At 38.5% G+C, this 13883-nt stretch carries 9 protein-coding genes; 4 read left to right on the top strand and 5 right to left on the bottom strand.

Features of this window, described 5'->3' with window-relative positions:
• Positions 1-860 precede the first annotated feature (860 nt).
• A complete protein-coding gene (locus ACFSTH_RS00235) occupies positions 861-1526 on the top strand; it encodes an RraA family protein (RefSeq protein ID WP_377769152.1) in 666 nt (221 codons plus the stop codon).
• A 115-nt stretch (positions 1527-1641) separates the two neighbouring features.
• Here ACFSTH_RS00235 and ACFSTH_RS00230 read toward each other — a convergent pair whose 3' ends face one another.
• Entirely contained in the window at positions 1642-2445 is an 804-nt protein-coding gene (locus ACFSTH_RS00230; protein ID WP_377769151.1) for an SDR family NAD(P)-dependent oxidoreductase, read from the bottom strand.
• 570 nt (positions 2446-3015) lie between these two features.
• Here ACFSTH_RS00230 and ACFSTH_RS00225 point away from each other — a divergent pair.
• Entirely contained in the window at positions 3016-3477 is a 462-nt protein-coding gene (locus tag ACFSTH_RS00225; RefSeq protein ID WP_377769150.1) for an NUDIX hydrolase, read from the top strand.
• Here the strand turns inward: ACFSTH_RS00225 and ACFSTH_RS00220 are convergent.
• The 4 genes from ACFSTH_RS00220 to ACFSTH_RS00205 form a co-directional block, all read right to left on the bottom strand.
• Complete coding sequence (locus ACFSTH_RS00220; RefSeq protein ID WP_377769149.1) at positions 3440-5170, bottom strand: ABC transporter ATP-binding protein; 1731 nt, start codon at positions 5168-5170, stop codon at positions 3440-3442. The two genes, ACFSTH_RS00225 and ACFSTH_RS00220, sit on opposite strands and share 38 nt — an antisense overlap.
• Positions 5170-6942, bottom strand: coding sequence for an ABC transporter ATP-binding protein (locus ACFSTH_RS00215; protein ID WP_377769148.1), 1773 nt, complete (start codon positions 6940-6942; stop codon positions 5170-5172). The genes ACFSTH_RS00220 and ACFSTH_RS00215 overlap by 1 nt, the downstream gene beginning before the upstream one ends.
• Positions 6943-7197: 255 nt before the next feature.
• Entirely contained in the window at positions 7198-7740 is a 543-nt protein-coding gene (locus tag ACFSTH_RS00210) for a GNAT family N-acetyltransferase (protein WP_377769147.1), read from the bottom strand.
• Between the two features lie 39 nt (positions 7741-7779).
• Positions 7780-10560: an adenylate/guanylate cyclase domain-containing protein gene (locus tag ACFSTH_RS00205; protein WP_377769146.1), complete on the bottom strand. Its 2781-nt coding sequence runs from the start codon at positions 10558-10560 to the stop codon at positions 7780-7782.
• Between the two features lie 127 nt (positions 10561-10687).
• On the opposite strand from ACFSTH_RS00205, the gene ACFSTH_RS00200 reads away from it, so the two are divergent.
• Complete coding sequence (locus ACFSTH_RS00200; RefSeq protein WP_377769145.1) at positions 10688-11083, top strand: DUF4280 domain-containing protein; 396 nt, start codon at positions 10688-10690, stop codon at positions 11081-11083.
• Positions 11084-11138: 55 nt separating this feature from the next.
• A complete protein-coding gene (locus ACFSTH_RS00195; RefSeq protein WP_377769144.1) occupies positions 11139-13193 on the top strand; it encodes an MORN repeat-containing protein in 2055 nt (684 codons plus the stop codon).
• Positions 13194-13883 lie beyond the last annotated feature (690 nt).

The raw sequence follows: 13883 nt of genomic DNA, 5'->3' as shown, positions 1-13883 counted from the left end.
TTTGAATATATACCAGTAATTTACATTTACTTGCTGGTCTATTTTCCTGTTGCCTTTTTAAAGAAAATTGATCCTTGATAATTAAATTTCTAACTGTTTTTCACTTGACATATTACCGCAGGTCTCTATTATTAGCGTTTTAACTGGAGCGTGTCTAAAAACTGATCAAGTAGTCCGTTTAAAAATGGAAAATGGAATCCATGTCTACTAATGTGAAAAGTCGATCTTAAGGTCGTTTTTTTTCATTTCCAAGTGTTGTAACAATTGACAACTCTGGTTGTTCAGTCGTGGCTTTTATCGCAAAAGGTCTTAAAATCTAATGTAAAAATTATAATAGGGAAGGATTTGTAGGACTTTATATGAAAAAACATACAAACATTCAAATAGGTAGTCGAGAGAGACAAGTTTATACGAAAAATCATATAAAGTGACCCTAATAATAGGTTAAGCGTAAAGTTTTTATACGATAAAACAAACAAACAACCGCAATTGTGATGATCGGAATGAAACTTTGTACGAAAAAACGTACAAGCTTACCGATCCATTCATTGATGTTTAACATGACCTAATTATGACGTGAAGTAACCATTAATAGTATAGTGCGTAGGCGAAGCCCCAGCATTCCTTTCCATATGGATTCTAGTTTACAAGTAATAAAACTTTTATTTATCAAGCTATACAATCATATCGATTACCCATCCATATTATTACACCAAACCGGTCGCCTTATTGACACATCATGATCGATTTGTTACTATTTCAATATTACTGATAATATTATCGATAATTTTATCAGTAATATTTTATCCGCTATATACCTCGCATTAATTTATTATAATTACGGGAAGGATGAATCAAACATGCCTGAATGGAAAAATGATGATGAATTATTTGCTTTAATTAAAAATGAGCTTTACACCCCTGTCGTTGGTGACATTCTAGATGAGCTTGGCTGTTATCACCAAATTTTGCCACAACCTATTCAACCGATCAGAACAGAAGATAAACTTACTGGAAGAGCAATGCCTGCTGTCATGATTGACGTATATGGTCCACAGAAAAAACCTTTCGGTAAACTAACGGAAGCACTCGACCAATTGCAAAAAGATGAAGTCTATATTGCTAGTGGTGGCGATATGCGCTGTGCGTATTGGGGCGAGATTTTGACAGCTACTGCCCGTAATCGTGGTGCAGCTGGAGCTATTGTAAACGGCTTTCATCGAGATACACCGCAAGTAATGGAACAAAACTGGCCCGTTTTTAGCCGTGGCAGATTTGCGCAAGATTCCTCTGTCCGTACACAAGTAGTAGACTATCGCTGCCCGATTGAAATTGGCGGTGTATGGATCGAACCAGGCGATCTTGTATTTGGTGACTTGGACGGTGTCGTTATCATTCCAAAAAAACATGAAGTGGAAGTCATCGAAAAGGCACTTACAAAAGCACGTGCAGAAAAAACAGTTCGTCACGCCATTGATAATGGTATGTCTGCTACAGATGCGTTTGCCAAATACGGCATTCTGTAATCTAGTAATATTGTAATCAGATCATTTAACAAGCTATCTAATAGAAACCCCTATTTGAGAACTGGTATTGGTAACTCTATAGGGGTATTAGACTATTTGTACCTACTACAAACCATCAAAACCCGATACCAGCACCACCATCGACACGAAGTTCTGCACCTGTAATGAATTGAGCGGCTGGCGAAGCTAAAAACACAGCTGCATGACCAATATCAGCAGGTTTTCCCATATGCCCTAATGGCGTACGACTCATCACTTTTCTCTTACGTTCTGGATCACTATTTAACGCTTTATTCGACATTTCGCTCTCTATCCAACCGGGAACGATAGCATTCACCCGCACACCATGCGGAGAAAATTCGCTAGCAAGCGCACGCACCATCCCACTAACTGCTGTTTTAGCAGCGGAATAAGCGATCACTTTTGGCATTCCCATAATCGCAGACATCGATGAGATGAATATAATACTTCCTTCCTTGCGCTTAATCATAGAAGGAGCAAACTCTCTCGTCATCGCAAAAGCACCATGTACATGTGTCAACAGAACTTTCTCAAAGTCAGTATCGCTCGTTTCCACCGCATCTTGCTTATGATGAATACCAGCATTATTAATCAATATATCTAACTTGCCAAACCGGTCATTAACTGCTTGTGCAAGTGCAGGTATACTAGCCAAATCAGTAATGTCATGTACCATATACGCTTCTTTTTCTCCCAACTGTGCAACTGCTTCACGCAATACTTCTTCCCTGCGCCCAGTTAAAATAACTTTGCCTCCCGCATCAATGACAGCCTGTGCCATCCCCAAGCCTAAACCTGTTCCTCCACCTGTAATAAGCGCCAATTTACCAGCTAGACTAAATGGGTTAAACTGCCGATTGCTGTTGCTACTAGCTTGACTACTATTTTCTACTCTCATTAATTACAGTCTCCTTTTTCAATTAATTCCTGCATACTTCGATTCTACATACACAATTTTCATGCTACACCTCGCTAATCCCATAGTTTAGTTCATCATACCTCGCTTTCCTAAGAAGCTATTAAAAGTTTTCAGTTTCCCCTATACTTGCTAATTGGAACTTGTAAATATACTGCATCTGTAAAATGCCACCTGTCAAAAACAACATAATCAAATGTATTGTAATGTGAAACGTTTTCACGATATCTAATGTTAGATTCGATCATAAACGCAGCATGTCTTAAATTTGAATATTGCAATCTTTCAGTCCGTGCCTTATAAAACCGATAGATATCAATTTTTCACCATACTTCTATACCGATAATACATTCCAGCCTCCTACTATTATATGATTATGTAGTATAACAATTGACGGGTTATCCTCTTAAACTATAGGTTAATAACACTTTTCTTATGATTAACAAGTTTTATTTATAAGATTTAGGACTTTACAGATAATATGGCAATAGGACTGATTTCCTTTATAATGGGTTTAGATAGATTATTATACATTTATAAATTGGAGGAACTATGAAAAAAATTAAAGTTGTAGGTTATATCATCAGAAAAAAACAAGAAGCAACAGAACTTCTTGTTTTTGAACACTTAGATCATCCTTCTGCTGGTATTCAAGTTCCTGCAGGAACTGTTGAAAGATGGGATACTAATTTGGAAAGTGCTCTTTTTAGAGAAATATATGAAGAAAGTGGTATCTCAAAAGACCATCTTAAAATTATACAAAAACTTGGATCATATGATTATTTCTCACCGCTCAAAATTGAAGTACATGAAAGACACACTTATCTCCTCCATACATCTATTACTACTAATACGTGGATACATCAGGTTGTTTCAAATGGATTAGATAATCATTTACGCTTCAAATATTATTGGCTACCACTAAATAAGAATCGTATTGAGTTAGCAGGTGAGTTAGGAAAGATGTTAGATGATATTACACCACCATTCCTTCCAACCGATGTTGCGTACTAACTAATTGTTCATATACACTTTCATTGGCGATCAATTGTTGGTGAGTACCTTGTTCTACTAAACGTCCATCTTGCAAAACATAGATAATATCAGCATTCGTAATCGTTGATAAACGGTGGGCAATAATAATCGTTGTTTTCCCTTTACGCCACGCATCGAGATTAGCCTGTACTTGTCGCTCGGTTTCTAAGTCTAGTGCCGAAGTTGCTTCATCTAGTATTAAAATTTCTTTATTGCTCAACAACGCTCGAGCCAAAGCAATTCGTTGCCGCTGACCACCCGATAATTGTATGCCTCGTTCTCCAATTTCTGTATCATAGCCGTGCTTTAAACCAGCAATCATCTCATGAATGCAAGCTGCTTCACAGGCTCGGATCATTTCAGCTTCTGTTATTTCCTCTCTGCCTAATAATAAATTAGTGCGTATAGACTCGGGAAACAGATATGGTTCTTGAAAGACGATAGCTACCTTTTCTGACCAATCCTCTCTTTTTATATCCGTTAGTGGCAGCCCATTTACTTTGATTTCTCCATCTGTAGGTTCAAAAAAACGAATAAGCAACTGGGCAATCGTTGATTTGCCACCACCACTAGTGCCGACAAACGCCACTTTTTTCCTCATTGGAATATGCATCGACATATGTTCAAACACGGGTGGATGTTCATCCGAATAACGAAAAGCAACGCGATCCAGCTCAATAGCTGTTATTTCTTCTTGCAATGCTATTTCTCCATCTAATTGCCGTTCATCTTCCATAATGACTCGCACACGCTCCACTGCAGCTAACCGAGTAGAAAATGTCGTTACAAAGTTATAAACACCTTGCGTAGCAAGAATGAGTTGATTAGAAAATTGATACATAATTACGAATAAACCGATACTTAAACTTCCTTGCATCACTTGATAGCCGCCTACTCCAAATATAATTAACGTTGTAAGCCATTGAATTGGTCCTGTTGCCAGTGTACTGCTTATTTGCACTTTCCATAACTCCATTGCTTTTTGGAAATAGTTACGAAAAGCTTGCATCAATCTAGCATTCTCCCAATCATAACGGTGATAAGCTACTACTTCTCTTGTCGAAGCAATCCCTTCTTCTATATGGACGAGCAATTCGGCGTTTTTTTCTTGTACTTCCTTTGCTTTATTTTTCAATCGTGGTGTGAAGTGTTTACCAAATATAATGTACAGTACACTGAGCGACAATATAGCTAGCAAAATAGTGATATTAGAATATCCAATAATAAAACAGAGAGAAACAAACGTTACGAGATGAGAAATTCCTTCCGGAGTAAAGGAAGATATCGTATTGGTCACATGCTTTACATCATTCGTAATGTAGTTAACCAAATCGCCCGTTCGTCGGTTTTGAATTTTTTGCACGGGTAGCTTATGAATCGCTTGAATCATATCACCAGTAATAATTCGATTGAGTACAAGTGCATTGTAATCTAGCAGCCATCTAGCTATACCACCAAACAACAGCGCTGCAATAATTGCTCCAACAAAAGCTAAAGATAATGGTAATAGCAGATCAAAATTTCCTTCCATAAACATATCATCAATCACAAACTTCTGAAGCCCTGTTAATACAATATGGGAAGCGGTATGCAATATTTTGACCGTGAAGCCGATCATAATTAAACCTTTAATCAACTTCATATATTGAAACATCCATCGCAAATTACTCATCAGCCTACCACTCCTTCAGACAATCGCCCTCTTACTAGTTGATAGAATGCCCCTTGTTGTTCCATCAGCTGCTCATAGCGACCCACTTCTGCTGGCTGCCCCTGTTCAACAAGAACGATTTTGTCAAAATGTTGTACCGTAGATAGTCGATGTGCTACCGCAATCGTCGTTCTTCCTTCTAATAACGCATCTAACGAACGCATTACTTCTTGCTCACTAGTACTGTCTAATGCGGATGTTGCTTCGTCTAGCAAAATAATTTGCGGATCTTTCATGAACATTCTAGCTATAGCAATTCGCTGCTTCTGTCCGCCAGACAGCTTCACTCCTCTTTCCCCAACCTCAGTCTGGTAGCCTTGCGGGAATTCCATAATAAAGTGATGTGCAAAAGCTGACTTCGCAGCAGCTATAATTTCTTCCCCTGTAGCTTCTGGTTTTCCAAATCGAATATTATCCATAATTGTACCGCCAAACAAATACGTCTCTTGAAATACAAAACCAATCGAACCACGTAACTGCGCAAACGATAATTGTGAGATTGGCATACCATCTAGCCGAATTTCGCCAGACGTCGTATCATAAAAACGAGAAACGAGTTTTAACAATGTCGATTTTCCATTACCACTTGATCCAACAAACGCCACTTTCTCTCCGGGTTGAACGTCTAAATTAAAGTGCTGAATAACATCCGATTGCCCATTATATCCGAAAGAAACACGATCAAACGTAATTGCTCCTTTTACTTCCTGTAGCCAGTGCGGCTTGTCAACTTCTTTTACTTCTGGTTCTATAGCAAGAAAACGATATAAAAGCTCGGCTTGTGAAATAACGACACTCTGTTGGGTAAGTAAACCAATTAATGAAATAAGCGTATCCATCACAATAAAAAAGTAGAGACTAAAAGCGACAAAATCTCCAATCGTTAGCGAACCTTGTTGAATAAAAATAGCACTTGCTATAAACAATACTAACGTTCCAATATTAGCGGATAGCGTTCGCATCGCACCCCGTAAATAAGAAAACACATACTGTTTTAACAACGCCCGATGGTAATCACTTTGCGACTGAATGAGCCGCTTTAAATCCCAATCCACTCGACCATAAGCACGCACTTCAATAAGCGCAGATATACTATCGTACAACTTCTTGCCAGTCTCTCGTCTGAGATGCAGCGCTTCTTTGTTCCACACTCCCCATTTCTTTGAGAAGTAAGGTCCCCCTACAAAATAAAGTAGAATACAAGGGATAATTATAAGGCTTAATTTAACATTAATAGAAAACAAAAGGATGGAAGATATAATGACGGTAACACTTCTTTCCAGCATGGAAGGAAATAGATTACTATACATTTGCTGCACTGCGGCAACTTCGGTATGAAACATCGAGAGGGTATAACCAGTTGGTGTTTTCTCATAATGGGAAAATCCTAATTTTCGCAAATGATGGAATAACGACAATTGTAAATCTATCCCTGCCTTTTCTTGAATATGTCGCTGCATCCATTGCCGCAAAACAGTGAAGGTAAAAAATGATACTATTAATATAGCAAACATAGCCAGCAACCAAAGTAAAGCGGATACATTTTTTTGTGGAATAATGTCGTCGATCAAACGTTGAAACAATTTAGGTACCGCAAGGTTAACAAGAGTCAGCACAATACCACTAATAACAAACAGTGCAAACTTCCAACGATATTGATACAAATACGATATGGTCCACATGTACACTTTAAAAAATATTTTTTTCTCTTTTTTAGACCCCTTTTTCTTCATGAAATCCTCCCCAACACTAAGTGGTGTCGATTCTTTCGATGTAACATATGATGACAATAAACTACAAAAACAAATGTTATGCATCAAATAATACATCTTTAAGCTATATATGTTAATAGGTGGATTTACTTAACATATAGGGCAAAGAGGGCAACAATAGTATGTTTCAATGCTTAAGGAACTCACAACATTTATTTACCATAAAAAATAGCCTCTTCTGCTACCAATAGGTAATCAGAAAAGGCTTCATTTCCACTAACCGTCCAGCATCTTCATATACACTAACTTTCCTTCGCCAGCATAATAATAATCCGGTAAATGACACATAAACTGAAAATCGTTACGTTTAAATAGTTGGCGGGCGCTCGCATATTCAGGCAAGTCACATGTGAATGTTTCCACATATCGTCCTTTCCTTGACTTACAAAACTGGAACATCGCTTGCAGTAGTTTGTACCCCAGTTTGCGATGGCGATAGTTACGATGCACGCCAAAATATTCTAGCCGATAACCACCACTACGATGTTCATTCTCCATAAATATAATAGCCGAAATAATTTCTCCCGCTTCCGCTTCAAACCAACAAAACACATGTTTCTCTTGCAAACTTCGAATTGGTAGCCACTGTAGTTGTTCTGTTTCTCCTGGAGTAAACCGTTGATCATCAAAACAATGTTCGCTGAGTAAGAAGTCAGATACTTTACCCGCTTCTGTTCCATTGGCAACTGGTCGAATGCTAGAAAAGCTTGTTTCGATAACATCATCATGCTGGTCGTTAAGACCAGTTAGATCGTTCATATCTTCTTTCCCCCTCCTTTGCACAGCACAACATAGCGACTAACTATCCAGCCCATACATGCGAAGTGCAATCTGTTGCTGGTTTGCCGCCCCTTGTTGCAACAAGCGATCACAAGCAAAGAAATAATGTTTCGCTATTAAGTCATCCCGATTTTTGCGAACGACAGCTACGAAACCTTCTCTTGCATCATAAAATCTACCAGCGTTAAACGCTTCTATCGCTCGTTCAAATTGCTGTTTCGTCTCATATTTCAGTTCACGATTATGTTCTGGATCACCCGCATACCAATCATACAATGGCTCTGCTTTTCCATCGATATCGAGTTCAATCCAACCTAATTTACGAATATGATCGTGATCTACTGCTCGCAAAGACTGCTTCGTTTCTTCCGTTAACAGCACCGTTACGCCAAGTTTTGGTGATACTTTTTCGAGATCTAACGCCAGTTGAACATGATTCGATACAACGCTGCCTTCCATTCGCTGCTCTTCGCCAATAATGCCAAGCATCACATCACCTGTATGAATTGCTATACTAATATCGATAGGAGACAATTGACGATTTTCTCGATCCTTATTAAATTGTTGTAATCTCTCCCTTAGTTCCCCGGCTGCTTGCAATGCTGCATCTGCCCCACTCGGAAACATCGTCAACATTCCAGCGCCCAAATAACGAATCGTAAAACCACCATGCTCTCGAATAGTAGGTCCAAAATAATTTAGAAACGAATTGATAAACTTAAAGTTTTCCTCTGTACTGAGCTGAGAAGACAACTCACCAAACTGCCTCATATTACAAACTAAAATCGTCATATGACGTTGCTGCTGCTCCCCTAGCTTAATATCCGCCATTCTCGTTTTCCCAAGTACTTTCAAAAATTGCTGTGGCACAAAGCGAAAGTAAGCACTGCTCAGCTTCGTTACTTCCTGAACATATTGACTGATCGAGCCTGCCATCATATTGAACCGATCGCCAAGTTCCTCTATTTCATCTCGCGACCGAATATCAACCCGCACATCCCACTGCCCACCTGCAATAAGGTTTACGTTGCGTCTTAGCGTACGTAGTGAAGATAGCAAATAGATAGTCATTATCGTAATAATTGTTAGTAAAATAAAACCAATAAGTGCAAATATTTTAAATACGTCGTACAAAATATTTTGCTTACTTTGATTAACGCCCGTCATATCTTTGCCTGTTTCATATATTCCGATAATTTCTCCATTGGCGTGATAGATTGGTCCAAGTGCATACATCCACTCTCCAAGCGCATCTTCCCATTCCCCAACAATAATGTCGCCTTCGGCAATGACACGTTCATTTTCCTCGTTAAGCGCAAACGGTTCGAACATGGGCACACTATCATCGTCATCCATCACAATATATAATTTGCCATCCATGTAACGGTATATCGTGTTGTACAATCCAGAACGATCTTCTCCTGCTCGTGAAAAGACTTCGTTTATTCTAGTTTTCATCGCCATATAATCACTATTTCCGTAATCTTGCAGTCTATCTAACCGCTCTAGCATTTCTCCATCTATTAAATATTGCCCGTTAGCTGCCAAAATTTGTAGTTGCTTATACGTATCAGCTTTCATTTCAGAAGAAAAAGACGTATAGACCGAATATGACAAACCTGCCATCGACAACAAAACAATCGGCAAAATAACGAGTAAATGCTTTAATAGTAAAGATAACATCCGTTTCATCACATCAATATATAACACACGCAACAAAACAATAAATGTCGTAACAGCGATCAAAAGTAACAACCAGCACAATATTTTTTTGCCCTGCTCCATAGCCGGATAGCGATATTTATCAAGTGATGCTGTTACTGTTCCATCTAATTGCAGCACATAAATCATATTAGCAGTAGCGACAAGCATCTGTTCTCCATAAATAGAAAGGTGACTAATCAGTGCCCCTTCGGTATCTGCACTATTTTGCATAAATTGCGCTGTACCCATCCATACCGTAGCCTTCTTTTCCACCATTTCTCCGGAGTCAGTTCTCATAACCATTTTTTGTTTAATCGCTTGGTCGTGATTATCTACATAATAGATAGCGCCTGTCCCATCTGTTGCTATCGACAACGGGAAGTTAAGCTCTGCTGGTGTAGCGGTCAAATGCTGTGGCATTAACCGGCTTCCTTCTATTATATATAGTTGCCCCTGCTTCGTTGTCGCTAGAAAACTAGTAGCAGTATAACGAATAAGTTCATTAATTACCGTCTCTTTTGGTAGTGTCACGGTTGTTACAATTTCTGGTTCTACTACAGCCGATGGAGCTAATGGTAATTTCATTAATGAAGCTTCATTACTACTCTCTTTGCGAAAGAAAAACAGTTCCCCTTGCTCTATCCACATCGTTTGCACATTGCCTATTCGATACAAGTCACTTACTGGATACACTTGCTCGTACAACACTGCTCGTAGATCACCGCTTGGAGATAATTGAATAATACGTTCCCCTAGCACCTTCAAGCCGTAACTATCTAACTTTGTTTCCAACACATAACTATTACCAACATCATCAGCTGCTACAGCATTAAACATATACACTGCATTCGCTTGCATAGCATTCTGGCTACCATAACGAAATACGAGAATGCCCTCTGCATTTACTTTTTGTACTATTTTTTTAGAATGAGCAATGCTATACATCGCCCCTTCGTTGTCCATCATGACACGAGATATATTCGTATACTGCTCGACACTTTGAAAAGGACGTAAGGTCCAGCTATCCCGCATCATCATTAACAACACAATCGACACGACAAACACACCAAACAGAAGAGCTAATTTCGTTTTCAACTTGATCCCTCATTCGAAAGGTAAAATATATATTTATTGCCTATTAATTTCATAAGTAGTAAAATAAGATTAGTTGAGTTGGTTGATAAATTAATAATAGCGTATTTTTCAAATCCATTTTGTAAGGGTGATTACAATCGGACAATTAGTTTGTGCAGGAGCAATTACTAATTGTAGTTTTGGCATGATGCCATCTACACTTAATGTTTTGCCAATGAATCAAGTAAACAGCACGACCCCTGCTGCAACGATTATGGATCATAAACCATTAGTCAATATTATTCCATTTGGATTATGTACTTCCATGAGCAATCCCACTGTTGTGGCGGCTACGACAGCAGCACTTGGTGTACTAACACCTCAACCTTGTATGCCGATCACATCGACACCTTGGTTACCTGGTTCAACTACCGTTACTATCGGGAAATTACCAGCACTTAACAGTACATCTAGCTGTACTTGTCAGTGGGGAGGAATAATCAAAATTGCTAATCCAGGGCAGCTAACCGTTAATATCCCATAATTTCACAACTAGAGTAGCAACACTATACTATTTTGGCTCAAAGGAGTCGGGAACATTGATAGAACGCATTATTAAACCAATTATTAACCCTATTCAACGAAAAATTTTATTACCGCTCAAACGAGCAAAAAACTGGCCAAAACTAGTCGCCAAATATATTAGGCGCTGGATCAAATCGATCCTTGGTCAAAAAACAATTACGAAGCAAAGCTACATTCCAATTGGAAACTACTATATATCCAAAAAACTAATCGTTATCGTCATTTTAATCATATTAATAGCGTACTTTTTCTTATTTATTAAACCACCGAAATTTGTCAATAAAATGTTGAACCGCAAAGCAGCCATTACGATGACAGCACAAGGAGACATTCCTAGCTACTCTGGTGATGTGAAGCTGTATGATAGCAACAAAAAATTACTTTATACCGGACAATTAAATAATGGCGAATATCATGGTAATGGAAAATTGTACAATAGTGAACTTGGAAAAGTACACTACGAAGGGCTGTTTGCCAACGGCTTATTTGATGGAAATGGAAAGCTATATTTTACTGATGGAACGATACAATATGAAGGGGCATTTGCTCATGGGCTTTATGATGGAAAAGGAACGTTATATGATGAACAGCAACAAATACGGTACGAGGGACAATTTGCAAATGGGCAATTCAGTGGACTAGGAAAACAGTTCGATGAATCTAGCAATATCGTTGCGGAAGGTACGTATGAACAAGGGTCACTTATCAAAGGCAAACTGTATACCAGTACGGGACAGCTCCTTTATGATGGCGAATTACTAGCTGGGAAATATGAAGGAACTGGTAAAGTATATAGCCAGCAAGGTACGATCCAATACGACGGACAATTAAAGGACGGCATCTCTCATGGTACGGGGCGAAAGTTCGATAACAACGGCGCAGTACAATATGAAGGGTCATTTTTAGCTGGGCACTATCACGGGCAAGGAAAACAATTTTTTGCTAACGGCTCCATGCACTACGATGGCGAATTTGTCAATAACAAACGGACTGGTGCTGGTACGCTGTACTTTGATAATGGTACGGTACAATACAAAGGACAATTTAATTCCGATCGTTACGAAGGCAGCGGTACGCTATACGATGAACAAGGACAACTCCTTTACACAGGAGCGTTTCTGAATAACGTCTATCATGGCGAAGGCGAACTTTATAACGCTGAAGGACAGCTTGAATTTAGCGGAACTTTTCGCTCTGGAGAACTGAATGGAATGGGCAAATGGTTACTAGACAACGGGCAACCGCACTATATTGGTTTATTCCAATATGGAAAAGCAGATCCCGCCCACTATTTGCAGCTTACCTTAGCAGAATTGGAACAACTACTTGGCAAACCTTCTGCCCAAGAAGTCATTCCCGATCAATCAAGCGAATCGCCAATGCCTATAATTAGCGCACGATCTAATACTGGCGTTTCTGCAACAGATACTTTAATGGCATCAGCATCTGCTTCATCTGCCGTCAGTACGCTTGCGAAACCAGCCATTATGCAACTGAGCTATACTGCAACTGCTAGTAACAAAACAACTACAAGTGATGATGTTCCTACCAAAGACAATCCGCTAGTAGATACGAATACGAAGACAAAATCAGAGATAATGGCAAGTGATGCCGATATTGTAACTGATGCAGATAAAGATACTAATACTGTTACTGAAACAGAAACAGAAACAACTACGGAGCCTCATACCAATGATACCGGTGAACAAGGGACATTCGAACCGGAAAATGAAGAAATACCTGCGCCAGTTATTTTGCCGGGTATTACTAAAATTGTTACCTACAAACCGTTAGCATTACAATTTACAGCACGCACAGATGATGGCAATCTGGACGATATGCATTTGGAAGATGTACAAATCTCCAACAAATTAGTTGTGCAGTCACTACATGAACTATTACACAAACAATATACCAAACTGCCAGCAGAATCCAAACTAATCACCTATCACAAACAAGGACGGATACATACCTATACTTGGAATGACCACATGTATATCATCACTGTATCCAGTAAAGGAAATCCACAATTTGCGACAATTACGGCGGTTGAACTTACAACAAAATAACGATTTCCAGCTACATCCTATCAATCCAAATGACTAAATAATACACAAACTCCAACAAAAAAGCGGATAAATATACTTTATTGTTGGAGTTTGTGTTTATTGGAAAAACCAAAAAATCAATATACAGTTCCTAAGTCCAATAATGATGCTTTATCCAAATTTACTCTTGATTCCAGTTCAGAATGACAGAAATAATGGATACCATTTACAGAAATATAGTGTGAATAAAATAAAAGTTATAAAAATAATAATGTATGAGCGATGTAAATTAATAATCTTACGTCTAAAAGATTTATCTCAAAAAAATCACAGGATACCAAATTAATAAACTGAATCCATAAAAACAAATTTAGTATTACCACACCAAATTTCTGGTGATACGAATATGAAATAAAGGCAGGTTTCAAAAGAATCACCCTGATCATGAGTAGTAAAGAGAGTCTTGGGGAGTGCGAATGTAAATATAAAAAAATCTATAACCGGTGATTTTTTATAAGCTGAGTTTTATAAATGCTACGGATCTGAGCAAGTTAGGATTATTGTGTCATTTATAGTAGGTTAGCGTAAATGGCACGAGATGATCAGCCTTACGTAACAGCTACATAAATACAACAAAATAGATTTATGTAAAAATCGGGGTATTTAACAGTTTTAAAGATGAACAGATTATATTGGTTACTTTGACTCCAT

Source organism: Paenibacillus yanchengensis, assembly GCF_042684845.1.
GTDB lineage: Bacteria > Bacillota > Bacilli > Paenibacillales > Paenibacillaceae > Pristimantibacillus > Pristimantibacillus yanchengensis.
Note: the sequence above shows the minus strand (reverse complement) of the source record. Positions and strands in the feature narration are given on the sequence as shown.

Bases quoted from the DNA above. Each gene is read 5' to 3' on its own strand.
- ACFSTH_RS00235 (WP_377769152.1), top strand. From the start codon at position 861: ATGCCTGAATGGAAAAATGATGATGAATTATTTGCTTTAATTAAAAAT.
- ACFSTH_RS00230 (WP_377769151.1), bottom strand. From the start codon at position 2,445: ATGAGAGTAGAAAATAGTAGTCAAGCTAGTAGCAACAGCAATCGGCAG.
- ACFSTH_RS00225 (WP_377769150.1), top strand. From the start codon at position 3,016: ATGAAAAAAATTAAAGTTGTAGGTTATATCATCAGAAAAAAACAAGAA.
- ACFSTH_RS00220 (WP_377769149.1), bottom strand. From the start codon at position 5,170: ATGAGTAATTTGCGATGGATGTTTCAATATATGAAGTTGATTAAAGGT.
- ACFSTH_RS00215 (WP_377769148.1), bottom strand. From the start codon at position 6,942: ATGAAGAAAAAGGGGTCTAAAAAAGAGAAAAAAATATTTTTTAAAGTG.
- ACFSTH_RS00210 (WP_377769147.1), bottom strand. From the start codon at position 7,740: ATGAACGATCTAACTGGTCTTAACGACCAGCATGATGATGTTATCGAA.